Annotated in this window: 22 protein-coding genes; 3 read left to right on the forward strand and 19 right to left on the reverse strand. The window is 45.5% G+C overall.

What is annotated here, in order from left to right; translation table 11 throughout:
- Positions 1-34: 34 nt before the first annotated feature.
- The 11 genes from M3180_RS01165 to M3180_RS01215 all read right to left on the reverse strand — a co-directional run bounded on the left by M3180_RS01165 (position 35) and on the right by M3180_RS01215 (position 16,324).
- Positions 35-1,360, reverse strand: a complete 1,326-nt coding sequence (locus M3180_RS01165; RefSeq protein WP_251665392.1) for a deoxyguanosinetriphosphate triphosphohydrolase family protein — start codon at positions 1,358-1,360, stop codon at positions 35-37.
- Positions 1,361-1,391: 31 nt separating this feature from the next.
- Entirely contained in the window at positions 1,392-2,438 is a 1,047-nt protein-coding gene (gene add / locus M3180_RS01170; protein WP_251665393.1) for an adenosine deaminase, read from the reverse strand.
- Positions 2,439-3,033: 595 nt separating this feature from the next.
- A complete protein-coding gene (locus M3180_RS01175) occupies positions 3,034-3,345 on the reverse strand; it encodes a rhodanese-like domain-containing protein (protein WP_251665394.1) in 312 nt (103 codons plus the stop codon).
- Positions 3,346-3,446: 101 nt separating this feature from the next.
- Entirely contained in the window at positions 3,447-6,308 is a 2,862-nt protein-coding gene (locus M3180_RS22870) for a VWA domain-containing protein (protein ID WP_251665395.1), read from the reverse strand.
- Positions 6,298-8,208 (reverse strand): vWA domain-containing protein, encoded by a 1,911-nt coding sequence (locus tag M3180_RS01185; protein WP_251665396.1) that lies wholly within the window; start codon positions 8,206-8,208, stop codon positions 6,298-6,300. The genes M3180_RS22870 and M3180_RS01185 overlap by 11 nt, the downstream gene beginning before the upstream one ends.
- 42 nt (positions 8,209-8,250) lie before the next feature.
- Positions 8,251-9,240, reverse strand: coding sequence for a DUF58 domain-containing protein (locus M3180_RS01190; protein ID WP_251665397.1), 990 nt, complete (start codon positions 9,238-9,240; stop codon positions 8,251-8,253).
- 12 nt (positions 9,241-9,252) lie between these two features.
- Positions 9,253-10,254, reverse strand: a complete 1,002-nt coding sequence (locus tag M3180_RS01195; protein WP_432806886.1) for an AAA family ATPase — start codon at positions 10,252-10,254, stop codon at positions 9,253-9,255.
- Positions 10,255-10,267: 13 nt separating this feature from the next.
- Positions 10,268-12,010: a DUF8809 domain-containing protein gene (locus M3180_RS01200; RefSeq protein ID WP_251665398.1), complete on the reverse strand. Its 1,743-nt coding sequence runs from the start codon at positions 12,008-12,010 to the stop codon at positions 10,268-10,270.
- A 95-nt stretch (positions 12,011-12,105) separates the two neighbouring features.
- The gene (locus tag M3180_RS01205) at positions 12,106-13,011 is read right to left on the reverse strand and encodes an ABC transporter permease (protein WP_251665399.1); all 906 of its coding nucleotides are present in this window, start codon (positions 13,009-13,011) and stop codon (positions 12,106-12,108) included.
- Positions 13,008-13,940 (reverse strand): ABC transporter ATP-binding protein, encoded by a 933-nt coding sequence (locus tag M3180_RS01210; RefSeq protein WP_251666331.1) that lies wholly within the window; start codon positions 13,938-13,940, stop codon positions 13,008-13,010. Before M3180_RS01210 ends, M3180_RS01205 begins: the two co-directional genes overlap by 4 nt.
- An 8-nt stretch (positions 13,941-13,948) precedes the next feature.
- On the reverse strand, positions 13,949-16,324 hold the full coding sequence (locus M3180_RS01215; protein ID WP_251665400.1) for a DUF8725 domain-containing protein: 2,376 nt from the start codon (positions 16,322-16,324) through the stop codon (positions 13,949-13,951).
- Between the two features lie 135 nt (positions 16,325-16,459).
- On the opposite strand from M3180_RS01215, the gene M3180_RS01220 reads away from it, so the two are divergent.
- Entirely contained in the window at positions 16,460-17,665 is a 1,206-nt protein-coding gene (locus M3180_RS01220) for an MFS transporter (protein WP_251665401.1), read from the forward strand.
- Complete coding sequence (locus M3180_RS01225) at positions 17,643-18,218, forward strand: HAD family hydrolase (protein ID WP_251665402.1); 576 nt, start codon at positions 17,643-17,645, stop codon at positions 18,216-18,218. The genes M3180_RS01220 and M3180_RS01225 overlap by 23 nt, the downstream gene beginning before the upstream one ends.
- On the opposite strand, the gene M3180_RS01230 is transcribed toward M3180_RS01225, so the two are convergent.
- A complete protein-coding gene (locus M3180_RS01230; RefSeq protein ID WP_251665403.1) occupies positions 18,193-19,854 on the reverse strand; it encodes an ATP-binding cassette domain-containing protein in 1,662 nt (553 codons plus the stop codon). The genes M3180_RS01225 and M3180_RS01230 overlap by 26 nt on opposite strands.
- Complete coding sequence (locus tag M3180_RS01235; RefSeq protein ID WP_251665404.1) at positions 19,835-20,671, reverse strand: ATP-binding cassette domain-containing protein; 837 nt, start codon at positions 20,669-20,671, stop codon at positions 19,835-19,837. Before M3180_RS01235 ends, M3180_RS01230 begins: the two co-directional genes overlap by 20 nt.
- A gap of 115 nt (positions 20,672-20,786) precedes the next feature.
- Here M3180_RS01235 and M3180_RS01240 point away from each other — a divergent pair, with 115 nt between their 5' ends.
- On the forward strand, positions 20,787-21,401 hold the full coding sequence (locus M3180_RS01240) for a biotin transporter BioY (RefSeq protein WP_251665405.1): 615 nt from the start codon (positions 20,787-20,789) through the stop codon (positions 21,399-21,401).
- 89 nt (positions 21,402-21,490) lie between these two features.
- Here M3180_RS01240 and M3180_RS01245 read toward each other — a convergent pair whose 3' ends face one another.
- The 6 genes from M3180_RS01245 to M3180_RS01270 form a co-directional block, all read right to left on the reverse strand.
- Positions 21,491-22,003 carry a YlbF/YmcA family competence regulator gene (locus M3180_RS01245; protein ID WP_432806899.1) on the reverse strand — a complete coding sequence of 171 codons (513 nt, stop codon included), beginning with the start codon at positions 22,001-22,003 and terminating at the stop codon, positions 21,491-21,493.
- A gap of 23 nt (positions 22,004-22,026) precedes the next feature.
- Positions 22,027-23,577, reverse strand: coding sequence for a tRNA (N6-isopentenyl adenosine(37)-C2)-methylthiotransferase MiaB (gene miaB / locus M3180_RS01250; RefSeq protein ID WP_251665407.1), 1,551 nt, complete (start codon positions 23,575-23,577; stop codon positions 22,027-22,029).
- A 297-nt stretch (positions 23,578-23,874) separates the two neighbouring features.
- Positions 23,875-24,447 carry a phosphate propanoyltransferase gene (locus M3180_RS01255; protein ID WP_251665408.1) on the reverse strand — a complete coding sequence of 191 codons (573 nt, stop codon included), beginning with the start codon at positions 24,445-24,447 and terminating at the stop codon, positions 23,875-23,877.
- Between the two features lie 211 nt (positions 24,448-24,658).
- The gene (locus M3180_RS01260; RefSeq protein WP_251665409.1) at positions 24,659-25,606 is read right to left on the reverse strand and encodes a dipeptidase; all 948 of its coding nucleotides are present in this window, start codon (positions 25,604-25,606) and stop codon (positions 24,659-24,661) included.
- A gap of 114 nt (positions 25,607-25,720) precedes the next feature.
- Positions 25,721-25,981: a stage V sporulation protein S gene (locus M3180_RS01265; RefSeq protein WP_025335291.1), complete on the reverse strand. Its 261-nt coding sequence runs from the start codon at positions 25,979-25,981 to the stop codon at positions 25,721-25,723.
- 134 nt (positions 25,982-26,115) lie between these two features.
- Positions 26,116-26,913 (reverse strand): TIGR00282 family metallophosphoesterase, encoded by a 798-nt coding sequence (locus M3180_RS01270; protein ID WP_251665410.1) that lies wholly within the window; start codon positions 26,911-26,913, stop codon positions 26,116-26,118.
- Positions 26,914-26,922 lie beyond the last annotated feature (9 nt).

Genomic DNA, 26,922 nt, shown 5'->3' on the forward strand with positions numbered 1-26,922 from the left:
TTGATTGCCATCTGTTGGATAGGTCTTTACGCCACTAATCTCGTTCGTAGATGGAGCCGCTTCTGCTTGCGAACAATTCCGTGTAAACCTTCTCCGCGTAATGATCGGTCATCCCCGCCATGTAATCTGCGATTAATCGATGCCACGGGTACTTTTGCTTATGCAGATCATAGGTTTCAATCCAGTCGGGCGGCAGGATTAATCTCCCTGTCGCTTCATCCTCTAGGCTTTCCCACAGCTTTCGCAGCATATTCTCACTACGCTTCTGTAGACGCTGCACACGAAAATCTTTAATCATCGTCACCCAAGCAAGCTTCTTCAAGATTTCCATCGTTCGAAGCGTATTGACGTCCTCTGCGCCATCCTTTACGAAGGTAATCTTCTTCCAGCCGCTATGATGCGGATCATCGATAATGCCAACAAGCGAGGCGAAGTAATTCACCCACTGTGCCTTCATTTCTCGACGTGAACGAGAGGTTTCTCGTCCAAACTGCTCATAGATGCTTTTCCACTGCTTATAGTAATCTCCTAGCACATTGCTGACCATCTCTCGCACGTCGATGTTAGACCAGTGCAATGAGCACATGCTTGCAGGATCCTCTACAATTTCTTTTACAACACTGTCAATACGTCTGGAATCAAGTAAAAAATCCTCGGTCAGCTGGATTTTACCGGCGCGAATTCCATCCTCAATATCATGTGTTGAGTAGGCGATATCATCACACAAATCCATTAGCTGCGCCTCAAGCGTGCGGCAGCCTTTTGGCATCTGCCATAAATCACGCAAATAGCTAATGCCTTCCCACTCGCTTGCATAAACACCCTTAATCTGTCCATCCTTACCGAGCTGTGTCGGATACTTGTTCACCGCCAGCAAGGAAGCTGCGGTTAGATCTAGTCCTCGATCACTGCCCGCGCGCTTTTCCAAAAACATCAGTATACGAAAATTTTGTGCATTTCCTTCATAGTAATCATCATACCGTGCCTGTAAAATATCGTTCAGCACTTCCTCTCCGCGATGACCAAACGGAGGGTGACCTAGGTCATGAGCAAGTGCAGCAATCTCGACGACCTCTGGAACAAGCTTTAATCCGGGATGTATTTCTTGATTCAAGAATGCATATTGCTTGCCCAGCTTGCGCGATAGCTCGCGTGCGATTTGGGACACTTCTATTGAATGCGTTAAGCGCGTGCGATAGTAATCACCTGAGCCTGCACCAAACACTTGTGATTTGCCCTGCATTCTGCGAAAGGCAGGGGATTGTATAAGCCGAGCATAGTCCTTCTCGTATTCTTCTCGATCTTCACTTGATTTTATATGCTCGCGATCATTAAGCCGATACTTTCGAATACTCTTCATGATGCGCTCTCCTCTCTAGGCTGTCATGTCATTACATATCCAGCTTCTTAATCCATTGCTCCAGCGCAGCATCATACGTTTGTATGAATTCCTCACGCGCAGGCTGCTCGAGAAATATCGATTCAACTGCGTTCCGTTGAAGCTGAACAATATCCTCCGTCGTCAGTCCGCATTGCTGCTGAAGCGTAAGCAGCTCCTTCGTTAAGGATGTATGAGAAACCGTTAAATTATCGGTATTAACGGTTACTTTAATTCCTTTGTTCATATAGTCAACAATCGGATACAGCTCCCAAGCTGTAACCGCCTTTGTCTGCAAATTACTAATTGGACAGAACTCTAACGGAATGCCGCGCTCAACCATCTGCTGTAAAAGATGCGAGTCCTCCTGTAGCCGTACACCATGCCCAATACGTGTTGCTCCAAGCTTGAGGACGGAGGTTTCGATATTCTGCGCACCTCCTGCTTCACCTGCATGGATCGTTATCGGAATACCAAGCTGCTGTGCACGAACGAAGACTGGAGCATACAGCTCAGGAGGATACAATGCTTCAGCGCCTGCGAGATCAACAGCAACAAGCCCTTTATGTAAATATGCTTGAGCCGCTTCTACGACTTCCATGTTTTGCTCCTCTGAGTGCCCACGAAGACAGATTCCGATGCAGCGCACGATAACGCCAAACTGCTTCTCTCCTCGATTCATGCCTCGAATGACCGCTTCATATACGTCATCGATCGATAGACCTCCAAGACGATGCAGCTGCGGGGCAAACCGTACCTCGACGTAGCGTACGTGATCGCTAGCGCATTGGTCAACAACCTCATAGGCAACACGCTCGAGCGCTTCTGCCGTTTGCAGGTAGGGCAATACGACATCGAAGGTGCGTAAGTAATCATTCAGATCCAAGCAAGTCTCTGGCGCCCGCATTAGACTAGACAGCTCCTCAATCGCTGTCGTTGGCAGCTCTTTTCCTTGTTCAGCCGCCAATTCAATTAAGGTCTGTGGCAGCACACTACCGTCAAGATGAAGGTGCAGCTCAATTTTCGGCATTGATTTCAGTTGTTCATTCGTTAAAGTCAATGTATCTCACTCTCTTTCAGAAAGTTCCAGCTTTTGTATATGATTTGTTAGCTAATATAACATGAAAAAAGCATCAGTGCCAGTTGCTATAGCACATTATGCAAAGGATTGCTGTATTAATCTAAATTCTCGTTATTTCCTCTATAATTACTTTTAACGAGGATGATCTCCTTTGCACATAATGGTATGCCGTAGTCCTTTTTCAAATCAATAGGTTTTGAGAGAATAGCCTTACTTCTGATTCTGGTAAAAAGCTATCAACAGCTAAAGCATCCCCATTTTTTTCTATAAATTTTGTATCGTTGCGATATGTAACAGTACAAGTATATCCAATGGAGTATACGTTTTTCTTACGCTTGTTTATTTCATTAGAACAGTCGACTGTAAAACTGTTTTCTTGCAAGAAAAAGACTAATGCTGGTCAGCGACTACTCAGCAAGCTAATGTACGCTCTTCATCCCATATGAACATAATGTTTCAAGGGATTCACGTATTGAGCACAATGTGAGCTTAAAGCACAAAGAGCGAGCACAGTAGGCTCGCTCTTTGAAGCAAAACTATAATTTAGATAAGGTGATTCCGAACAGCAGTTGACTTACTTGCCGTACACAACAGGACCATGCCATCCTAAGTTTCCATCGCTCACATTTGTCACTTCGAAGCCTTGTCTAGCCAAAAACTCGCAAACTCGACCGCTGCGTGCACCGCTGCGGCAAATAACAATAACTTCTCCTTCTCTATCATGCACCTCATTCTGACGTGCATCGAATTCAGAAAGCGGTATTAAGCGAGCTTCAGCGATATGACCAGCTTCCCACTCATCAGGCTCTCTTACATCAATTAAATTAATCGCTTCACCAGATTGTAATCGCTGTTGAAGTTCATCTGCAGTAATTTCATTGTACATGGAAGTAACATCCTCTCATTGATATACTCAAAATTTTACCGAAACTCAAAAGTAAAGTCCATCCTTCACAAAGGAATCTAAGTGAAATTTTTATGTTCTACCTACTGCTTTCTCCGAATTTTTGCGGCAAGCAGTCGATTCATCGTTTCATTTTTCTCAGTAGAATGTGGCTCTTCTTTCTGATGGTTTTCTAGGCCTTGAGAAACTTGCAGCTTCTGATCATTCTGTCGATCGACGGGCTGCTGAGCTGCTTCTCCCCATTGCTCTTCCTTCGTCAATAATGTATTACCTCGCTCTGCCAGCTGCTGCTTGCGCTCATTCAGGCGCTGGAAGGTTGACTGTTCAACGGACGTTCGCTGCTGCTTGTGTCCATTACTCATGCTAGTAGCCGTTCTCAGCTTCGCTAGCCATCTTCCCCAAGGTAATGCCAAGCGTCGATTCGCAATATCAGCTAGCCATAAAATAATTAGAAGAAGCAACAGCTCTCTTGACCAATCATAGCTTTGCTTCAACGTTACGGGATCAAACTGAAATAACGATTCTGCTTCTTCTAACGTGCGTACATGACCGCCAGTCAGCTGCGCCAACGCTTCAAGCTTTTCACGTGCTTCAGCCCTATTGGCATCAAGACGATATTCCGCTGAATATGGAACAACAAAGCCAGTCGTTACAGCATTCTCTAGCTCGGCTTGCTCACCTGAATTCGTGGGCTTAGTTTCTCCGATCTGCGATAGATAGATACCGCTTGTCAGCTTCGAGACATCAGCTTCATAGCGTCCGTTACCTAACGGAACCAGCGGTAGTATCGATGTGCTGTCTTCCTGCTGAATACTCATTCCTAGATTCGAATACGATGCTTCATCGTTGCTAGTTACGATCACGCTGCCTTGTTCACTTAGCTTCAGCTCGTATGGAGATTGACTGAACTGTGGGTATGTCCATTTCACCCACTCAACGAAAATATTAGGGAATTCACTCCATGTCACCCAATCTGAGCTCCACCTGCCATTCAGATCTGATGTAAAGGCAACGCTTTTCCCTGAACCGATATTCCAGCGAGCCAGCAATGGATCCTCCTGTGGTGTCCACAGTGCGATCTCTGCCGTAGTTTTCGGACTAGTCGCTACATAGGCATCAATATGCGGCAGTCCGCCGCTCCATAGATTAGTCCAGGTGCCTGCATAGCCTTCGATAGGTAAGACGCGCTCATCGACAATATAGGCGCGTGACATCATCGTTGCTTCTCTTGAAAAGATAGCTGGCAGCGTCGTTTCGTCCTCTGTATAATAGGAGCGTCCAGAGCCGAGCTCAGCAAGTCTAGCAAGAAAGTTAACATCAGAATCTTGACCAACTGCAACCGTTGACAATGTAATCCCGTTCTTTTTTATATCTGCTAATAGCGTCTCATACTCTGGTGTATAGGGTGAGATGCCATCGGTTAGCAGTATGATATGCCTGCGTCCCGCCGCGTCCAGGTCAAACCCATCGAACGCATCGTTTAGTGCAGGATAAATATCCGTTCCTCCAGCTGGTTGAATCGACATGATGCTGCTAATAACATCGTCACCGTTTTGCAGCTTAGTCGGCTGTACAATCCAGGTCGGTCTTGAATCAAATGCAATAACACCTACTGTATCAACCTCTCGCATAAGCTCCACCGTGCGGGCAGCAGCTTCCTTAGCAAGCTCCATCTTCGAGCCCGACATACTGCCTGAATGGTCAATGACGAGCATGAGCGACAGATCTGGAATTTTCTTTTTGCCTGATAGCTGCATATTTACTGGCAAGATGGATTCTATAGGAGTATCAAAATACCCACCGATTCCGAAGCTATTATCGCCGCCGATCATGACGAAGCCTACACTATAATTGCGCACCGCTGATTCAATATGCTCCATCTTTAGTTGAGGCAGCTGGACCGCACTTACATTATTAAAAATAATTGAATCATACTGAACATACTGTGCCAGCTCATAGCTTAGCTGCTCCGGCTGAATCGTTTCATAGGCGATATATGAAGCCGATAAGGCAGCCTCGATATTACGCGAGCTGCCTTGCTCTCCTTCGACGATCAGCACCCCTGCTGGTCCACTCACCCGACTTAAGGCATAGGCCGTATTGTTTTTCGCTTGTGTATCTTCCGCCATACGTAGCACGGCACGGTAGGATCTTATTCCAGAAGAGGTTGCTAAAGCATCAATTAGATACGTATTTGTTCCTTTAATAAGCTGGATCATTTGCTCAGCAATGAGTTCGTCATTCTCATAGATGAGCAGCTCAGCTGGTGCTTCATTCGTGCTATCAATCTTTACATTAAGCTGATACTTTTCACCTTGCTTTAATTGACTTGGCACATGTAGTGTCGAGATCGCAGCATCCTCACCGACTTTACTCGATAACGGTACGACATCTACTACAATATTCATTGCATCCATGAGCTGGGCTTCCTTCGTCAAGCTTCCGATTGTCTCTAACCCATCAGAAAATAATACAATTTTCCCTCCGCCTACTTGATTCAGTATACCGCCAGCCTGTCGCAGGGCAGCCGCAATATTCGTTTGCGAGGGATCGACAATGGTGCGGAACGAATGCAGCGACTCCTGTTGCTTTATTGGCTGCAGCGCTCGATCCATCATAATATTGTTAGCAAAGGACATAACTGCCATATGATCTTTGTCATCCTTACTATCCAACGGTTTTAAATAGTTGATAACTTCATCAGTATGACCAACAGAATCAGAGCGATCGACAAGGACAAGCACATTTCGCTGTTCAACCATTGTATATGGTGTTAAACCAATTACCATGATGAAGATGAGCAGCAAAATGAGTGTGCGAAGGCTGATGGCGATATGCTTCTTGCTTCCTGTAATTCTCGTAGTATAGCGATATTGAAGCCATACATAGAGCGGCAATAGCAGCAGGATCGGAAGCAACCAAGGTGACGCAGTATTAAATCCCACGACGATACACCTCCCACTCTAGCAGCAACAATAGCATTAGACAGGCAGCAAGCCATGCCGTCAGCTTACTCATCCCTGTGCCTTCGCCTTGGTCATTCGGCTCCTCAGCGTTTGAGCTGCCGCTAATTAGCTCGGCAATGCTGGCAGTAGCAAACTCCGTTGCATCAGCCGTAATGACAGCTGTACGCTGCTGAACAGTATCGCCTTTCTCATTTAGCTCGATAAGTGAATATACGCCGGGTACGGATGGAGCTGTGACGTATCCATCTTCAACTGCGGTCTCGCTTATCTTTTCATCACTAGGTTCTTCATCTAAATGGTGCCAATAGCTCGTGCTCGTATCCGCTGACATTGATAGCGTAGGGATCGCATTGGCGAGCATAGAGCCAAGCTGCTTAGAAGAGCCAGATACTAAATAATCAACGCTATTCATCACTAATAGCGGAAACACAGCTCGCAGCGGCAGATCACTATCCTGCAGAGCAAATGTATAGCGCAGCAATGGCTTCTGATTATGTGTTCCGGCAAGGATGGCAGCGGCTCCACCGTATTGTACGAGCACGTCATGCGGCGCTAGCTCCTCAGCACTTAGCTCCCGAATTGAAGAAATAAATATATCGTCCATTGTGAAATATTGTGTTACCTCATGCTCTTTTACTACAGGCTCCGCATGAACTAGCTTAGCTTGCTGATCAGCTGCAGGGTGATCAACGATCCAAAGTGGAAAACGATCCAGCACATCCTTCCATGCGTTATCCTTCGTAAGCTTTTCATAGCTACCATCTGTAATAATAAAATGAACCGTCGACAACAGCTCCTGACTTGGAACAGCTGAGGTTGGTGCCAGCTTCGTTACTCCTACATTCATAAGCTGAAGCGCCTTTTCCAGAAAGAGATTGCCGTCGCTGATGAGCAGTGCCTCATAAACCCGTTCTTCAGCAATTAACCCATACTGCTTGTTATTGTACGGATTAGGATCCTGATCGTGTGGTGTTAAGCGTGCCATATAATAATGGCCTTGTGGCAAGTCGTACATCTGAAAGGTTGTAACACCACTTGCTGCTGCCGATTGCTTGTAGCTCTTATCTGACAGCTTTCTCCCTTGCTCATTATAGGCGGTTACGGTCAGCTCCAGCTCACGCTGCTCTTGAGGAGCATGCATTACGGTCGCAAAGCCATGAACGGCGCGTTCCTCCTGAGACAATGTAAAGCTGCGAATCCGTTCATCCTCAGCTGCCGCAGGCGATGCGTACATATGCCATATCTCTAAGCTATTATCTTCAGCTTGTATGACCTCTTGATTGATGTTGTAGCGCTCATCGACAAAGTAGTGAATCATCGATTGCTCACTGCTATTCGCAAGTGCTCGTGCTAGGCTTAATGCTGTCTCATCATCGGTAGTGCCATAGTACGGATCGATATGCTCAATGATTCGTACGAGTTCTTGCTTCTGATTACTTTGGTTAGCTAAAATTTGTGGGTACTCGCCGTTAACGATGAGCGTAACTTCGCCCCCACCCCATTCCTTGTCGAGCCAGCTAATCAACTCATGCTTAGCGGTATCTAGGTAGGTCTTGCCATCTGTGTCTATACTTGTCGCCATGCTAGCAGAGCGATCAAGCAAAATAACAGCATGTGTATCCTCTGCAAGCTTCCTTTCCACTGCTGGTTCCATTAACGCTATAACGATAAGCAGTAATATCATGAGCTGCAGCCATAATAGCAGCTGCTGCTTTAATCGCTGCCATGGGCGGTTAGCTTCCTGCTCCTGAAGTACCTGTCGCCAGAGCAGATGACTCGAAATTCGCTTTGGCTCATAGCGTTTTTTCAATATGTACATGGCGATGATGAGCAAAGCAGCTAGCCCAAACCATGCTGATGTCAATGAAAGCCAGTGCATGCTCTCACCTCCGTTTATGTTATTTACAGATCTGTTCGTCAACTACCGATATTGAATGTAGCTGCCCGACGAAAGCAGCTTCATGAAGCTATCAGGCAATGCTTCACTGCAAACTATGCTAAAAAATCCGATACCACGACTCTCACAGAGCTTACGAAGCCGCTCGCGAAATTCGCTGACTCCGCGCTTGTATTTCTCTATTACTGCAGGCGACATCGCGACCTCCTTGGCACGACTCGTCTCAATATCAATGAATCGCCACTCACCCTCAAGCTGTGGAGCTAGCTCATCACCATGCAGAATATGAACAAACACGACCTGCTGCTGCCTTGCTTGCAGGCTAGATAACAGTGAGTCTAACCCTTGCTCATACAGTCCGTCAGAGAAGATCCACGTCACACCAGCTCTTCGCGGCAGCTTGCTGCCGCCTGCAAACGGTGCTGCTGCATCGCTAATTGCTGAACCCGCATCTTCGACAAACGCCTCGTCGATCGCCTCCGAAGGTATAGAGGCTTCTGTGATCGATTCAGACAGCCTGCTTATCATCGTAAATTTTGCATGCTTGCCATGCAGCATCGGGAGCTGCCTGTGTACCTCTTTCTCATTAAACAACGAAATACTCACTCGGTCATCGCCTTGCAGCGCAACATAACCAACACTCGCTGCCATGCGAAGCGCTGTAAGCCATTTATTATGCTCACCTTCACCAATTGCGGTCATCGAGCGAGAGCTATCGACATACAGATGAAAGCTGCGCTCTTGCTCATCCCAATACTGACGAATATAAGCCTTGTTCGTACGTCCATACAGGTTCCAATCGATTCTTCGAATATCGTCACCGGCGATATAAGGACGATAATCTGCAAATTCCAAGGAGCTGCCAAGGCTGCTTGAGCTTCGTTTACCTGCCAGCATCCCCCTCGTACGAGCTCCGCCGTGCAAGGCCATCGCATCAAGCTTCGCTAGCCAGCCCTCATAGGGGAATAGTTGCTGCAGCGCAGCAAGCATATTATTAGAACCTAGCTCTGTCATGGCTATCCTCCCTTACACCTTCGCGCGCTGCTGCTCAAGCGTGCGCTCAATCTGCTCGATCAGTGTATCTGCGGCGATGCCTTGGGCAAGCGCTTCATAGCTAAGCCCAAGCCGATGCCGCAGCACAGGCTTAGCTGCATAGGTGATATCTCCCCAGGAGACATGAGCTCTTCCCAAGGTTAGAGCTCTTACTCTACTAATCGCTATAAGGGCTTGAAGCGCTCGTGGTCCAGCTCCATAACGTACATATTGCTTTATCTGCTCAGGTGCATCCTGCTCATGCGGATGCGTACGCATCACAAAGCTTACGGCAAGCTCAAGCATGTCTTCAGAGCATAGCACCTGCTTTGCGAGCTGCTGCAGTGCTTCCAGCTTCTTGCCGTCAATAACAGGTCTTGCAGACTCATGCTTTACACCAGTCGTTCGTTTTACAATTTCCTTAAGCTCATCGCGCGTCGGAAACTGAATGCCGATCTTAATGAGAAAGCGATCAAGCTGAGCTTCAGGCAGTGGGTACGTACCTTCCTGCTCGATTGGGTTCTGAGTTGCTAGAACAAAGAATGGCCTAGGCAGCGTATAGCTTTCTCCTCCTGCTGTCACCGTTCCTTCCTGCATCGCCTCAAGCAACGCACTTTGCGTCTTAGGTGTAGCGCGATTGATCTCATCCGCAAGCACAATATTGCCAAATATCGGTCCTTTGCTAAATCTTTGCGTATGACTGCTTAGATCAAGCAGCATCGTACCCGTAATATCCGCCGGCATCAGATCAGGAGTAAACTGTATTCTTGAGAACTCTAGCTCCATTGCATCGGAAACTGTTCGAACAAGCATCGTTTTTCCGAGACCAGGTATCCCTTCAAGTAATGCATGGCCTCCTGCGATCATGCACCAGAGCAGCTGTTCAACCACCTGCTCTTGACCGACAATGACCTTCGCTACTTCTTGCTTTAATTCTGCGATCATATGTTTAGCATCTTCCATCTGCAGCGTATGTTCCAAGATCGTTTCCTCCATTTCATGCCGGTCGTTAATCCGGCTGTATTGAATCAAAATATTGCTGAACTTTATTTTGCATATGAGCAGGCAAATTAGAACGCTGAAGTGCATCCTTGGCTGCCGATTCATATTCACGATACACCTCAGAATAATTTCCTTGCTGACCTGTAACCGTTGGTGAAATGCCTCCTGAGCTAATCTGTCCTCCTGCGCTTGGACCGCCATCAACAGTCGGCTCACTTTCTCCCTCATAGATTCGTGGCGTAGTGACTGTAGCATGCTGCCCTGGTGTCGAGCCTGCACCTGTGCCACCCGCTCCTTGACCGCCTCCCTGACCCGCACCTTGGCCCGCACCTTGGCCTGCTCCTTGACCTGCTCCTTGGCCCGCACCTTGGCCTGCTCCTTGACCCGCTCCTTGGCCCGCTCCTTGGCCTGCTCCTTGACCTGCTCCTTGACCTGCTCCTTGACCCGCTCCTTGGCCTGCTCCTTGATCAGGTTCCTGATCTGCACCGTCTCCTTCTCCATCGCTTGAGCCGTTGCTTGTAGTATCATTATTAGCGTCTGTTCCGGAGCCTTGGCTCGCTTCTTGCTCATTCGCTTTATATTCATCTGCCGCTCTTGCTAGCTGATCACTAAGATTAGTGTCTACACCAGCAAGCGCCTCGCTCAGATCTGACAGTTGCTGCGCTAATGAGTTACCAGCTTCACTTAATTCGCTGCTGCTTAGATTAGAGGACAGCAGGTCACTTAGCTGCCGAGCGAGCTGTTCAGCATCCTCGTCTGTAAGCGCTCCATCTGATTCTAGCTGCTCTGCAGCTTTACCAAGCTCATTAGCTAGCTCTGCCTGAGCTGTTTCCAGCTCCCTCGCTAATTGCGCTAATGCATCGGCCTGTTCTGACGTTAACTGCTTTAACGCCTCACGAACCGCTTGCTGCTGACTCTCCTTGGCCATATCCTTTGCTGCTTCTAGCGATTGCTGCAGCTGTTGAAGTGACTGCTCCCGTTCCATAGCATCATTCAATTGCTCTAAGCGCTGAACCGCTTGATCCTTTTCCTGTTCGAGCTGCTTTAGCTCTTTAAGTGCTTCCTCTAGCTGCTCGGCATGTGATAGTGATAAGCGCTCTTTGTTATCTAGCTGCTCTAGCAATTCATCTAAGCTCGCCAACAGCTGCTCCTTGTCCTGCTCCTCCAGCTCCGCTTGCTCTACAGCATCCTTCGTATGCTGTAATTCCTCTTCTAGCTCTGCAATCAAGCTTTCTTGCTCCTTCATCTGCTTAGCAACTGCATCCTTCTCATTTGGCATAATGAACAACGATCCTATGATTACAATAGTTAACCCCATTAAAGACATCCATAGCCGCGCATTCCAGCCTCGCTGCCAAGGTATGCGTTGCTTCAGCTCGGCTCGGTAGCGTTCAGCTGCAATCGCTGCATGCTCCACCACATGCTTTCCCATCATTGAAAGCTGCTGCTCTTCAGGAAGGGTTAATGCCGTTCTGACTGCATCATCGCCAAGCTCTACGTCAACTAGCTTTGCTGCACTGCTAGCAGTCATTCTATTTCTTAATCTGATGATCAAAAACATCACGATACATAGAAGCCAGATCGCCGCAGCGATCCATTTGCTATATAAAATCGGAACGAATCTCGCAACGATTAGTAGAAAAGCAGCGGGCAGTGCGCCGCAAACAACACCCTTAATGAATGCAGACAGCAACGATGTTCTATTCCATCGCCGAGCAATAAATTTTAAATGGTTGTATATCGCAGTCATATCAGCCCTCCTTACCTTCTACGTTACACTCAGCTTGTCGTCCATTAACTTACTCCGCATTATCGGATGTGGAATGCAGGAAAAGGAGTCTATGGCTAGACTCCTTGTTTCTTCCTGCTTACTGGTCTAAGATTGCGAATCGCTCCATATATAGCAAGCACAAGTATCGCTGTATAAAAGATTACGTACTCCAGCCAAAACGGCACATGATCGAAGAACGTCTTCGATGCTCGAGATGATCGAGCTAGTGACATATACCAATCTCCACCGTCGAGCACACTGTACAATGCGAAGCCTGGATTGATCGCTAGGAAATGAAGTATCCACGAATCATTAGCCGGATTATTTCCACCGAAGCCATAGCTATTATAGCCAAACGAGAACAGCAGGTAGATAATACCCGTACCTACGAACATAAACAGCACAACACCGTACGTTACAATAACCGCGATCATCGTCCGTTTGAATATCGTGGAAAACAATACACCGAATGCTCCAAACACAAGCATATTAAAAATAAAGAAAGCAAATACACTTAACAGCTGTCCAGGTGAAATCCCACCATATAAAAATACAATTCCGTATAAAGGAAGTGTGCTAAACACAATAAGCAGCATAAAGCTAATGCTAGCAATCAGCTTGCTTACAATGATCGTAAAGGACGTTTGCTGCGTAGTCAGTAATAGATTAAGAGTTTGTTTTTCACGCTCGCTGCTTATCACACCTGCCGTCAATCCAGGCGACATAAAGGCAATAAGACCTAGCTGAGCAAATGACAATACGATGAACGCAATGCCCGTAAACCCACTGGAATATATGGAATTTCTCATATCTATGCCTACGATTGAGAAGATTACGCCAGAAAACAAGCCCATTGCAATCAAATATGCCAGCAATGTCCACATCGATCTGGAGGTGCGCATCCGTAATCGATATTCCTTGTCAATAACAGGATTCATAAAAAACTGCTTCACGGACTGCAAAGGTTGAAGTTTACTCATTGCTCTGCTCCTCCTCCCTTCGTAATCGCTAGGAAGATATCTTCCAGATCCGTCTGCTGCTCCTGGTAGGAGATAACCTCATAATCGGCCAGCAGTATGTGCTTTAACAATGCAGCCTGTTCTGCATCCTGTCCAGAGAATTGCACCTCAAGCTTCGCACCATCAATAAAGACACCCTGTACAAGAGGCTGATCGAGCAAAAATTGCTTCAGTTCCTCCTGTCGACCGCTTGTTTTTATCGTTAGCTGCCGCTTCGCCATCAATTGCTGCTGTATGCGATTAATGTTGCCGACAGCAATCATACTGCCATGCTCGATAACCCCTATTTCATCAACCATTTCCGCCAGCTCAGGCAAAATATGCGATGATATAATGATCGTCTTGCCCATGCTTTTCAATTCCTTTAATATTTCGCGCATCTCAATGCGTGCACGAGGGTCAAGACCTGAAGCCGGCTCGTCAAGAATTAACAGCTCCGGATCATGCACGAGGCAGCGTGCCAAGCATAGTCGCTGCTTCATCCCCCGTGAGAGGGAATCTACATAAGCATCCTTTTTGTCTGATAAATTAACGAGCTCCAGCAGCTGAGGAATAAGCTGCTCACGTTCCTTACGAGGTATGCCATAGCTGCCGCCATAAAAGTGTAAATATTCCTCTGTTTTCAGCTGGTCATAAACACCGAAGAAGTCAGGCATATACCCGATCTTCTTGCGAACCTCATGCGGATGCTCCGTCACATCCAGTCCATCCACCTTGACCGTTCCTTCTGTTGGAAGCATCAAGGTTGCGATAATCGACATCGTTGTTGATTTACCTGCTCCATTGGGTCCGACAAAGCCAAACACGCTTCCTTTTGGAATAATCATGTCGATCCCCTTCAGCGCTTGAAAGGTGCCAAATGTTTTAGTTAGTCCACTGATCTCAATCATATTGTCCGTCATGGCTGCACCTCGCGATCTAATAGCAGCATAGGCAGGATGCCCTCGTAGTATTCGTTTCCGCTATCGAGCTTAATTTTTATACTATTCCATTCATCTACATAGGGATCTAGTTCGTAGCTTTTCGTTGTAGCTTCCTCCCATTCCCCGCTCTGTACATTGTATATCTGCATCGTTAGCTGTGCACTGAACTGCGAAGGCTGCGGAATGAATTCGGCTGTTCCATTGTAATCAGATGGCAGCGTATATTTTAACTTTACTGCTCCATCGGTCAATGAGAAAAACTGCTTTTTATCATTGAGGATGGAGTATTCGCCTCTTTCAACAACTGCACCATTTGGTTCAATCATTTGCTGAGCCCATATCCCTTCACTAAGCTGCTGCTCTATATTGACGACCCACATTTTCAGCTCATCGTTTTTCACTGACTTGTTGTTTACTACGTAGCCTGCCTCATCCTCCTTGTAGCTGAATGCGATAATCATCGCTGCGTAAGAGAATGGTGTATTATCGAGAAGATAGGTTTCTCTAGATAGCTCATCCCAACCCTTCCCGCTTCCTTGACTTAAACTCGACCCATAATTGTTATGGTACGCATTCATATTTGCAAACCCGTTGCTTGAGATTGCTCGCGGCAGTCTATACTCGAGCGACTCGCCCGCTGGCAAATGATCGATATAATATAATCTAGAATAGGCAACGAGAGAAACATGGTTAAGATCTACGCCCGTTTCATTATAGACAGTCATCATATTATCCTGGTCGTCTACAGCTTCAATGTCTACTGTAATGGAGCCGTATTGCTCTGCGTTATAGATTTGTTCCTCCAGCAGCGTAGATTTCATTGTCCAATACTTATTATTTGTAAACATGACCTCTTTGCTTGGAGTATGATGATAAACTCTTTGCTGCTTATTCGTGCTTACCTCTGAGCCTGCGTTCGTATTACCTGTCATTATAGTCGGATTTACATGCTCAGGGAGCTCCATTACTACATCCTTACTGTTAGGAATGAATATATTGTTCACTCCAGTTTCACGTACCGCGCCTTCATCTATCATCGCTACTCGTATTCCATTCACGTACAGACTAGATTTGTCTCTTGAACCGATCACGACAATAATGATCGTCGACAGCACGGCCGTAAGTGGTATCACCCACCAAGACCATTCTCTGCGATCGACACGCTTCAACACGACATACAGAATCGGTGCAACAATTAAAATATAGATAAAAAATATAATAAGCAGTGCAGCTACTTCAGGTGGATGCAAGCGTGGAAAATAATTCGAGCTGTTCTCCATTGCGTACATATCTGGTTGATTGACTGTTCCGGCTAGCATCAATTGCTCACTTAGCAGCGATTGAATAAACGCCGTTCTTCCGTCCCATGTCGAGAATGGCTTAAGCCCAAGATCAAATGCCGTATAATATACGCTCCCATGTCCGAACCGTGCTACTGCCGTAATTGGGATGCCACCATCCTGAACAATGGTGTCGCCTTTAATAAGCCTTCCATTGATCACCGGAAGCGGCTGCAGCGGCTCAGTTATACCAACATAATCGGATAATTTGGTCGCTTGCTCCCACTGCTTCGTATCTCTGCCTTCAACGGGAACGATGTCTGCAAATGCTGCAGCGGTCTGTTCATAGCCTGCTCCACCACCAAAGAGCAAGGTGCCTCCATTAGCAACCCAATCCTTAATGGCCTTAACCTTTTGCTCGGACCACTCTGCTGTCGATATATCATTCAACACAAGAAAAGTGAACATCGATAAATCATTCATCGATTCAGCATAAAAATCGGCATCGAGCACGATCGGTGTGATTGAAAAGCCTTGATTGTTCAAAAATGCCACAAAATTCAATGTATCTGGATCATTCGCTGCAATACCAATCGTTGTTGCTGTCGCTACACTTTGCCCAATTGCATGCTTCACGCCTGTCGTATCAAGTAGTTGCCCTCGATCAACACCGCCCTCGTAGAATTGGATTAATGTTTCGTTCTGCGTAAGGTTTCCAGCTACTGTCATATACGCCTCGACGGTGCTGCCCTTCGTTACCTCTAGCGGCAAGATATGAGCAACCGAAAGCCCTCGATGATTCTCCAAGTTTAAGACAAGCTCGCCCTTCAGATCTCGATCATCATGATTGGTCACCGTAAATTGTACAGGTGCACTTTTACCGAAAACATACTGACCGTTGTAGCCAACCTTTACATCAATATGAAGCTTGTCTCCTGCTGTATTGCTGCCCTCTGCCTTAGTCGCTATTGCCGGTATTGCTTGCGTCATCCATAGTAAGCTAACTAGTGCTATCATCAGCAGCATATATTTCATTCGATTAAACACATTATGACCCCTTCCACCATCCATTTCACTATGACTCCGATCTAGCTTTTCTTATTCTAAACGTAGAGCTGTACATAAATGTTGCATTGCTCCAATACATCAGGAAGTACGTGACAATTGTATAAACATCGAGTACATTAAACGTTGGGAGATGATCATATGAAATCAAGACAATCGATGCTTTTTACTATTGTAACCCTTTTGTACTGGATATCTATGTATATTTATGTTCCTATTCTATCACCATATTTATCCAAAATGGAATATTCCCTGCAATTTATAGGAATTGTACTAGGAAGCTACGGTCTTATCCAGCTGTTATTCCGCTTTCCGATCGGAATTTGGTCGGATACGATAGGTAAACGCAAGCCCTTCATCATAGCGGGGATGATTACTACGACGTTAAGCTGCTTATTATTTCTAATTCCAGACCTTTGGGTGTGGCCTCTGCTTGGTCGTGCTGTAGCAGGTATCTGCGCCTCAACTTGGGTTGCATTTACCGTAATGTATGCAGGTCAGTTCTCGAATGAAGAAATTCCAAAAGCGATGGGCCATATCAGCTTGCTTGTCGTCGTCGGACAAATGATCGGTATGCTGCTTTCAGGCTGGTTAACTGATCTACTTGGCACATCGGCACCCTTTATCGGAGGAGCTATCGTTGGCTTTATAGGCTTGCTCCTTGCTCTGAAGCTTTATGAGCCACCGACAGGAACAAGTCGGGAGCACGGCATGTCTTCTAGTTTAATTAAGGAAGTGATCCGCACTAAACCGCTGCTGCGCGCCAGCTGGCTGTCAATTCTCGCACATGGCGTATTGTTTATTACGATGTTCGGCTTTACTCCGCTTAAGGCAACAGAGCTAGGTGCAAGCGGTACTCAGCTTACATTGCTTGTGTTTTGCTTTATGCTGCCTCACGCACTGGCTGCCATAGCTGCAACGAAATGGTTCATCCCTACCATCGGTTCTGAACGTACGATTTTGATCGCTTTTATCATTAGCGGCTTATGTACCTTCGGTTTAATCTGGGCGCCAAGTTTACCTTGGATGTATGCAACGCAAGCGTTTAATGGGTTTGCTCAAGGATTGCACCTACCACTATTCCTAAGCTTGGCCATTATGGATATTAAGCCTCAGATGAAAGCGACGGCGATGGGACTGTATCAAGCAATCTACGCAATCGGTATGTTCTCGGGGCCGTTCATTGCGGGATATCTTAACAAATCCTATGGAATCGAATATGGCTTTTTGCTCGGTGGTGTTCTAGCCGTAATCGCTGCAATTTTTGTGCTTTACTGGCTGTATGCCGATAAAAAACGATCTACATCGAAGGGAATGTCACGCGATGAACAAAACGTTGGTGCTTGATGTCGGGGGTGTATTAGCGAGTAATTTGACGCCAGGGCTATGGGAGCAGCTTGCAAGCATCGGGTCATGTGACCAGAAGCATCTTTACGCTGATTATAAAGACGAGGTTAGTGAAAAGTTATGGTGCGGCCAAATATCAGAGGAGCAATGGTGGGAGTGGCTCTCTGCTCGTGGAGTTATCGTGGCTGAGGAGCAAAGAAGCAACCTCATAACCAATCATCTAAAGCCATTGCCAGCCCTTGAGCTGCTCCCGTCATGGTCGCAGCGATGCGATATCGTTATTATGAGTAATCATCGAACAGAATGGCTGAGCCCATTGCTCAGCCATTCTCGTGCTTATATCAAAAATTGTTTCATATCTGATCAAGCAGGGATGTACAAGCCTAGTCTTGATTGGTTCAGACTAGTTGACCAGCACATCTCTATGCCAGTCCATTTCGTAGATGATAGTGAAAAAAATATTAATGCAGCCAAACAATTAGGCTGGCAAACAACGCTTGCCGATAAGCATGGAAAATGGACAGCAGCTATTGATGAATGGCTGCGTTCATAATCGCGATGGCGATTAAGATGAGCATAAGCAGATGATCCTGCTTACGCCACTCAACCTTAACATGGAGCTTGGACTGACCACTAATCCGTTCAAAGCCTCTGAACTCTAAGCTAGTCGCCACTTGATCTGCAACGAGCAGCAGACTTCGCATGTAGGCTAACATTAAGGCGTTCATCATACTCCATTTAAAAAGTCCAACCTGCTTGAAGCGCGTTCGACATAGTGAGAACAGCACGCGCCAACGCAAGGTTAAAATTGGAATCAGTCGGAAGATTAGTGATACGAGAATGGCATAGCTATCAATTGGCACACGCAGTCGGCGAAGTGGGCGCAGGCTTTGCTGCAGCGCTCGCTGAAGTCGAAACGGTGTCATAAGTGATAGCAGTGGCAGCCCCAGCACAATAATAATAAGCAGAGCCGCCATGCGCCGTGCAATAGGCAATGCCGATTCTATATCAAACCCTAGTGGATTGATAGAAAGTCCACCTACTACGGTGAAGATGATCGACATGATGCTATATGCCATAATTAAGCCGAGCCAAGGCTTCAGGCTCTGTCTAAGCAGCATACTTGTTGTGATCGATAGCAGCCCATAGATTACGATAGACCACCAGCTATCCCATAATACAAGGCTTACGGAGCAGATGAGCATCCCCAGCATCAATGCACGCGGATCAAACCATGTCGTTTGCTTCATAATGAAACGCTCGCGTGCATGTCGATCCTTACTTGTAAGTACGGAAGCTCCTTTACCTACTTCTTCTCCTTCTTTAAGCTTGCTCCCTACCTCACCTACTGCTCTTTGGCTATCGAACTCAACCTTTATGTTCTCATTCTTCTGGACAAATTCTACCCTTTTACTTTCTTTCTCACATTCAACACCATAGCCATAGCCCATCAGCTTATTAAAAAGTGCTTGATCTGACTCAAGTAGCGCTTCGCTAGCCTCACGTATTCCAGACTCATTCAAAACCAGCTTCTTATCCACAGTCGCTGCGAGTTCCTGCAGCTGATGACTGACGATGATAAGACCTTTTCCTTGCTGCTGGCTTTCCACAATGCTTTTGAGCAAATGCTGCTTGCCAGCATAATCGAGTCCTGCAAACGGCTCATCTAGCAGCAGCCAAGCTGCTGGCAATGAAAATGCGATTGCTAGCGCGAGACGTCTCTGCTGACCAACACTTAAGCTAATCAGCTCTTGCGCTTGAATCTCCTCTGTAATTCCGAAGGCTAGCACTTGATGATCCAGCTGAGCTTCTACAAATTCGGGATGCTTTCGATATTGCTGCTTAATTATTTTCAGCTCCTGCTGAACAGTCCCGCCAAACCATTTGTCCTCCACATGCTGAGATACATGCTGGATCTGAAGAAGCGCTGTTTTATTCCATTTCGATTTGCCACGCCAGCTTTTGCTGCTAAGCTGCTCGCTGCCGAGTGTAATCGTACCTGCAGCGATATCTTCAACACCTGCGAGACGATCAAGCAGCGTTGACTTGCCGGCACCATTACTTCCAGTTATCAAATAAGAAGCACCTGCATGAAAGGTATAGGTTAAAGGCTGTGAATGCTCAGATAATAGCTTGGCCTGAATTAGTGATATATGCTGAGGCTTTTGATTATGTTGCTGTACGTGCATTACGCTTCACCACCTCTGCTAAAGCATATGGATTAAACTGAAGCTGTTCAGCCTGCAAGCCGAGTTCCAAGCTTTTGCGGACGCTCCAAGGCACCTCTAGAGACCTTTTCCTTGCTTCGGAAGCTTCCCCGTCCACGCTAGTAAATAACTGTCCAGCTAAACCATCATATACAAGCTCCAGCTTGTCCATTACCCATACTGTATCGTTAGCCTGAAGCTCATCCAGCTGCTGAGTAATCCATAGCACAGCAATGCCATGCGACTGGGCAAGTGAGCGAATAAGGCTGCATACATGCCATTTGTTGTCCTCAGACAGCATAGAGGTTACCTCATCGAGTACAATAAGCTTGGTATCCATCAGCATAGCACCTGCAATGGCAACAAGCTGCTTCTCACCTCCCGACAGATGATTCATTGGGACGTGCTTTAAGTGTTGAAGCCTTAATGTTGCTAGCAGCTCATCGATCTCCACCTCGATAGATTTATCCTTACTAGCTTTACCATACTGCTCATAGCAAATGATCAGATCCTCGAAAGGCGTGGAGCCAAGCAAATATTGCGACGTCAGCTGAGTGATGATAGGAAACGGCTCTTGATTGAATCTATTTTCCCTTCCTTTGATCGCCAGCTCAGCACGTTGATGACCTGCAATAAAGCGGGCAAGAGTGCTTTTACCCGATCCGTTATGACCAATTAGCGTAATCCACTCACCTTCTCGTATTGATACAGAGATAGGCTCAAACAATATATAACCGTCAGATTGCCTGATCGGCTGACATTGCTTCGCGTCATATATAATAGCTTTATTTTTTGACAAAATATCAATCTCCCTCTTCACAACAAAAAAAAGTTATGATACACTCCGTATTGTTAACCTAAAATAAATTATATTTGGTTAACAATAATATTGCAAGATGAGAGGAAGGAATAGAATGAAGGCAGTACCCATTCGCTCACTCGTGTATATTGCACTGTGCAGCGCAGTATTTATTGTGTTTTCAGCCATCCAGCTCAAGCTATCGTTTTCTCCAGTGCCGATTACACTGCAAACGTTGGCTGTCATTATTGCAGGCATGCTGCTAAAACCTCGTGACGCATTTATTAGCGTTGTTATTGTCGTTATATTAGGAGTACTCGGACTACCCGTTTTTGGAGGAAAAAGTGGACTCTCACATTTGCTAGGTCCAACAGGTGGATTTCTGATCTATTTTCCGTTTGGTGCGTTGTTGATCAGCTTAGGGATAAACGCGATTGTAGGCAAAGGAGCTACGCTGACAGCTAAAAAGTTGATTAGTCTGCTTATTCTTTTCCTATTATGTAGCTCTTGGCTAGCTTATGCTGCTGGCGTTCCTTGGTTTATGGCGGTGTTAGATATGTCTCTTGCCAAATCACTTGCACTTGCCTGCTACCCTTATCTCATTGGCGATACACTTAAGGCTGCAGTCGCACTTGCACTGTTCATCGCGCTGTATAAGCCGATTATGAAGCTGCGCAATCAGCAGCTTAGCTACATATCCCAGAACAATCATTCCGCAGATATGTCCTAACTAAATAAGCATCTGTCCACCACAGCAAGCCCTGCATAACGATGTATTAGCAGGCTTGCATCGGTGAGCAGATGCTTTTTATATTTCAATTAATCTAGGCAATCATCCGATTCTTCCTTCGGCATATCATCAAGATTAATTTTCTCTGTTAGCGTATCGCGAACAATCGAGATGACAAGCTGTAGCAAGTAGTTAATGTCTGCTTGACTTTGCTGGAACTCTGTTACTACTGGAATACTATCTAGCTCATCCTGAAGCTCTTCCATCTCTGCTTCAATCTTCTTTACCATCTCTGGATTTTTGAATGTGTTCTCAAAGGCAACAACTTCTTTTTGCTTTTTCTTAATCGCTGTAATAAGCTGCTGAACACGTGGATGGCTGTTGATTTTATCCTCTGCGCGACGATAGTGCAAAACCTCTTCTGATTGAGCAAGCATACTTGCAAGCTCTCTTGCTTTCTCTTGCACATCTTCCTTCACACGCAAATCTACAATATCATAGGATTCTACCTGTGCATGAATCCCGTTATGCGAACAAGCACCGCCGCTTTCGCCGCCGTGTTGGAATAGCTTACCCTCTATTGAATCCTGAAGCCTTTTCATCAATTGATCTCGCTCCTATTCGATTAGTTTGTCATAATTGAGCTATCTATTGGTTCTGCTTTAATGTAAAAGCTTTGAGCGTCTGTAACTTTAACGATCATGCGTTTACCAATCCAATCCTGTGGACCTTCAACGTGCACAAGCTTATTCGATCTCGTACGTCCTGAAAGCACCTTCTCATTGTTCTTACTTACACTTTCAAAAAGTACCTCAACCTCTTGACCGACCATCGCTTCATTCTTTTTACGTGAAATCGATGCAAGCAGCTCATTCAAACGATATAAACGCTGCTTCTTTACTTCAACTGGCACATCGTCTTCCATCTCCGCAGCAGGCGTGCCTGCTCTCGCTGAGTAGATAAAGGAGAAGGCAAAATCAAATTCTACCTCTTTTACGAGTGAGTATGTTTCTTCAAATTGCTCTTCCGTTTCACCTGGGAAGCCGACAATAATATCTGTTGTCAGCACGGCATTCGGAATCGCTTTTTTTATTTTAGCTACAAGCTCTAAGTACTGCTCGCGATTGTACTTACGACTCATTCTCTTCAAGATCGTCGAGCTGCCTGATTGTACAGGTAGATGGATATGCTCAACAAGATTGCCGCCTTTAGCGAGCACCTCAATTAAGTGATCGTCAAAGTCACGCGGATGACTCGTAGTAAAACGAATACGAGGAATATCGATTTTGGAAATATCGTCCATTAGATGACCGAAGCGATAGTCTATATCCTCGAAGTCTTTACCATACGCATTGACGTTCTGTCCAAGCAGCGTTACCTCTTGATAACCCTCACGAGCCAGCTGACGCACTTCTGCAATGACATCCTCTGGACGGCGACTACGCTCCTTGCCTCTTGTGTATGGCACGATACAATACGTACAGAACTTGTCACAGCCGTACATAATGTTGACCCAAGCGCGCATTCCGTCACGCTTCTTAGGCATATTTTCAATAATGTCGCCTTCCTTGGACCATACCTCAACAACGAGCTCCTTGCTGAAGTAAGCTTCCTGTAGCAGCTGAGGAAGACGGTGAATATTATGTGTTCCGAAAATCATATCCACAAATGCATGGCTTTGGAGCAGACGATTAACGACAGCTTCCTCCTGAGACATACAGCCGCAAACCCCAATAATCAATTCAGGATTTTCAACCTTCAAGCCCTTCAGATGCCCTAGCTCTCCGAATACTTTATCCTCTGCATTTTCCCGTATCGCACAAGTATTCAGCAAGATAACATCTGCTTGCTTGCGATCCTCTGTAGGCTGATAGCCCATCTCCTCGAACATGCCCTTCATGACTTCCGTATCATGCTCGTTCATTTGGCAGCCGTACGTATAGATTAAGTAATATCTGCCTTTACCAAATTGCTTCATTTCCTCAGGAATAGAAAAGTCATAATGGACTTGAATCTCTTCCTTACCGCGTCGCTTTTCTTCACGGTAGTTTGGCGCGGCGTTTAGCTGAATATTTCGACCATTGACGCGTATTGTTTTTTTACCGTCAACTTCACTTATAACCTTTACATTCGAGAAGTCAAAGTATTTAGAGTAATCCTTTTTACCAGTTGACATCTATCTATCCACTTCCCTTAATTATCGTTTCATCTTCTACTAATCATACCAATATCAAATTATATCATATAATACTACTCCGATACAGTATACAACTATTTTACTTTTAGACGAGCTTTATGCGGGCTATTGGAAGGCGCATACGCCCCTTTACGCTTATCAAAAAGCTCTTACATAGTCTTGTAAACGTGTTCCACTGTTTTCTACCACGAAACTTCTGTTCATTAACAAAAAAAGCCTCTGATCTGGCCTATGGGTTAATCACATAAGCTAGATCAGAGGCTATTCTTTGATATATTAGTCAATAATTTCGGCTGTGTCGCCATTGTTAACGCCAGCTGCATTGGCTTCATCGGTATCAATATGCATATCCAATGCAAAATCAGCTGATACACGTGCAACGACGTTTTCAAATACAACACCACGCTCGCCACCTACGCGAACACGAAGCTTTTGCTTATCCGAGATGCCCCATTTTTCAGCATCTGATGTATGGAAATGAATATGGCGTGCTGCTACGATTACGCCCTCTTCGATCGTAACCTCACCAGCAGGTCCTTTAATAGTGATGCCAGCAGAACCAGCGATATCGCCAGACTCACGAACTGGAGCCTTTACGCCAAGCGCAAATGAATCCGTACGGGAAACCTCCAATTGAGTAGCTTTACGAGCAGGTCCTAGAATACGAACTTTAGGAAATCCGCTTTTTGGTCCAACAACCTCTACGGTTTCATTGGCTGCATATTGTCCTGGCTGAGATAATGGTTTAAATTCAGTTAATTGATAACCTTTCCCGAATAGCACTTCAACATGCTCTTGGGATAGATGAATATGTCTTGCTGATACGCCTACAGGTATTAATTTTTCCATTTCTCTGTACACTCCAATAATTTTTTATCTCTTTCGTGTATGACACACGTAAGGCATATGACACTTGTTCATATACCTTTATCATATCACTTTTTCCATGATAAGAACAAGCAGTCGTAAGCTTAATACGAAGCTCAAAACAAGAAAACAAGAGAAAAGACGCCTATAGGCGTCTTTTTTCTAATTAATATGTAAGTATGACTTTGCCGAACTATCGTTTTGAATTTAAATTACGAATGAGGAATTGATAAGCGTTACGCCACATCAGCTTCTCTACAAATTCTCGATCATAGTATTGCAGAAGTAGGTTTTCCAGCTGATTTACGTCACGAGGTGATTTTAAGCCTTCGATATAACTGTCAATACCATCAAAATCAGATCCTAACATTAGCTGGTCTTCGGCACCGAGCGCAAGCATATGATTAATATGCTTTAGTAAATCATGCATTGTAGCCATTCGACCTTCTGTAACAAACCATGGCACATAGGTTAGTCCAATAAGACCCTCACAACGTACGATCGCTCTGATCTGTTCATCCGTTAAGTTGCGCGGATGATCGCACACAGCCTTTGCATTCGAATGTGATGCAATAATTGGCTTTTGGCTTGCTTTGTATACGTCCCAAAAGCTTTTTTCTGACAAATGCGATACATCGATTGTAATTCCTTGCTCATTACAGCGATGAACAAAATCCTTGCCCAAACTTGATAGCCCAGCACCGTTATCCTCTAATATTCCATCTGCGGCCCAATTCGCTCCATTCCAGGTAAGTCCAGCGAATCGAACACCTAAGCGGTGCATCAGCGAAGTAAGAAATAAATGGCCCTGTAATCCATCTACTCCCTCCAGCGATAGAATCGCACCTACCTTATTTGTAGCCTTGCAGCGCTCCACATCAATCGCAGAGTCAACCACGATCATATTGGGATGATTAGCTACACGCTCATAGAAGATCTCGATGCTCTTCATAATCGTCACAAGATCCTTCGGGTGATCTGAAGGAATATAAACAGCAAATACTTGGATCATGTAATTAGCATCTAATAACGATTGCAGCGTTACGTCCAGTCTAGAAGCAAATTGCTCCTTATGAAAATCTAAGCTATTATCTTTGAGCAGCTTACTTATGACATCACAGTGAAAGTCAATTTTGCGCATTTCGTACGCCTCCTCTGCTCCGTACTATGAAAGCAAATAACCTGTTTACTGTGGAAGTAAACAGGCCTAATATTCTCATCCGCTCTATATCCGCATGGACCATATTGGCCATCATTATCTAGGCTCCACGATGAGCTTTATTGCCGTCCGATCTTCTCCATCAATAACAATATCAGTAAATGCAGGAATACAAATCAAATCAACTCCACTAGGTGCGACAAAGCCACGCGCAATGGCTACTGCTTTGATCGCTTGGTTCAAAGCGCCAGCACCGATTGCTTGCAATTCAGCTGCTCCACGCTCTCTAAGCACTCCTGCTAGTGCTCCTGCTACTGAGTTTGGATTCGATTTGGCTGAAACTTTTAATACATCCATGTTAAGAACCTCCCCTAGAATGTTTGATGGACTTTACTTTAATATTACTATTCGTGAAAACGGGAAAGATTCCTGCACACTGAATTTTTATAATTTCAATTATTCTGAATTTAATGACAAGTAAAAAAAGCTGCTTATTTCATAAGCAGCCATGATTCTTCCGTAAGCCTTATTTTTTGAATAGAAACAGCGTGTCCTGTTTTATCGTCGATATCAACAACCACTCCATGCAAATGCCATTTGCCTTCATCAACGACGAATCTTGCCGGCATACCAGTCAGGAATCGATGCAGCACCGCATCGCGTTGCATGCCAAGCACACCTTCCTTCGATCCAACCATGCCAACATCTGTAATGTACGCCGTTCCCTGTGGCAGAATGGTATCATCATTCGTCTGAACATGGGTGTGTGTACCGACAACCATCGAAGCCTTTCCATCCAAATACCAGCCCATTGCGATTTTTTCAGAGGTTACCTCAGCATGAAAATCTACAAGGATATGTGAGGTTGTCTTTTGTGCATCTGCAATCAATCGTTCTGCAGTCGTAAACGGATCATCATTCGCTGGAAGATAGGTTCTACCTTGAATATTGATAATGGCTAGCTTTTTACCGTTAACGTTAATAATCGCCATTCCTTTACCCGGTGCAGAATGATGGAAATTCGCTGGACGTACTATGCGAGGCTCATCATCGATCCATTCAAAGATGTTCTTATTGTCCCACGTATGATTACCCATCGTAATCCCATGAATACCCCATTCAAAAAACTCTGTTGCAATCTGCCGGGTTATGCCTCTACCAGCAGCTGCATTCTCACCATTAGCGATAATAATGTGCGGGTTATACTTCGACTTTAGAGCTGGAAGTACTTGCTTTACCGCTTCTCGCCCTACACTGCCTACAATATCGCCAATAAATAATACTTTCATTCGTTAATC

This window comes from Paenibacillus camelliae (assembly GCF_023715345.1).
In the GTDB taxonomy this organism is placed as follows: Bacteria; Bacillota; Bacilli; order Paenibacillales; family Paenibacillaceae; genus Pristimantibacillus; species Pristimantibacillus camelliae.

Coding starts and splice junctions, on each gene's coding strand:
- M3180_RS01165 (WP_251665392.1), bottom strand. CDS start 1,360: ATGAAGAGTATTCGAAAGTATCGGCTTAATGATCGCGAGCATATAAAA.
- M3180_RS01175 (WP_251665394.1), bottom strand. CDS start 3,345: ATGTACAATGAAATTACTGCAGATGAACTTCAACAGCGATTACAATCT.
- M3180_RS01185 (WP_251665396.1), bottom strand. CDS start 8,208: ATGCACTGGCTTTCATTGACATCAGCATGGTTTGGGCTAGCTGCTTTG.
- M3180_RS01190 (WP_251665397.1), bottom strand. CDS start 9,240: ATGACAGAGCTAGGTTCTAATAATATGCTTGCTGCGCTGCAGCAACTA.
- M3180_RS01195 (WP_432806886.1), bottom strand. CDS start 10,254: ATGGAGGAAACGATCTTGGAACATACGCTGCAGATGGAAGATGCTAAA.
- M3180_RS01200 (WP_251665398.1), bottom strand. CDS start 12,010: ATGACTGCGATATACAACCATTTAAAATTTATTGCTCGGCGATGGAAT.
- M3180_RS01205 (WP_251665399.1), bottom strand. CDS start 13,011: ATGAGTAAACTTCAACCTTTGCAGTCCGTGAAGCAGTTTTTTATGAAT.
- M3180_RS01210 (WP_251666331.1), bottom strand. CDS start 13,940: ATGATTGAGATCAGTGGACTAACTAAAACATTTGGCACCTTTCAAGCG.
- M3180_RS01215 (WP_251665400.1), bottom strand. CDS start 16,324: ATGGATGGTGGAAGGGGTCATAATGTGTTTAATCGAATGAAATATATG.
- M3180_RS01220 (WP_251665401.1), top strand. CDS start 16,460: ATGAAATCAAGACAATCGATGCTTTTTACTATTGTAACCCTTTTGTAC.
- M3180_RS01225 (WP_251665402.1), top strand. CDS start 17,643: ATGAACAAAACGTTGGTGCTTGATGTCGGGGGTGTATTAGCGAGTAAT.
- M3180_RS01230 (WP_251665403.1), bottom strand. CDS start 19,854: ATGCACGTACAGCAACATAATCAAAAGCCTCAGCATATATCACTAATT.
- M3180_RS01240 (WP_251665405.1), top strand. CDS start 20,787: ATGAAGGCAGTACCCATTCGCTCACTCGTGTATATTGCACTGTGCAGC.
- M3180_RS01245 (WP_432806899.1), bottom strand. CDS start 22,003: ATGAAAAGGCTTCAGGATTCAATAGAGGGTAAGCTATTCCAACACGGC.
- miaB (WP_251665407.1), bottom strand. CDS start 23,577: ATGTCAACTGGTAAAAAGGATTACTCTAAATACTTTGACTTCTCGAAT.
- M3180_RS01255 (WP_251665408.1), bottom strand. CDS start 24,447: ATGGAAAAATTAATACCTGTAGGCGTATCAGCAAGACATATTCATCTA.
- M3180_RS01260 (WP_251665409.1), bottom strand. CDS start 25,606: ATGCGCAAAATTGACTTTCACTGTGATGTCATAAGTAAGCTGCTCAAA.
- M3180_RS01265 (WP_025335291.1), bottom strand. CDS start 25,981: ATGGATGTATTAAAAGTTTCAGCCAAATCGAATCCAAACTCAGTAGCA.
- M3180_RS01270 (WP_251665410.1), bottom strand. CDS start 26,913: ATGAAAGTATTATTTATTGGCGATATTGTAGGCAGTGTAGGGCGAGAA.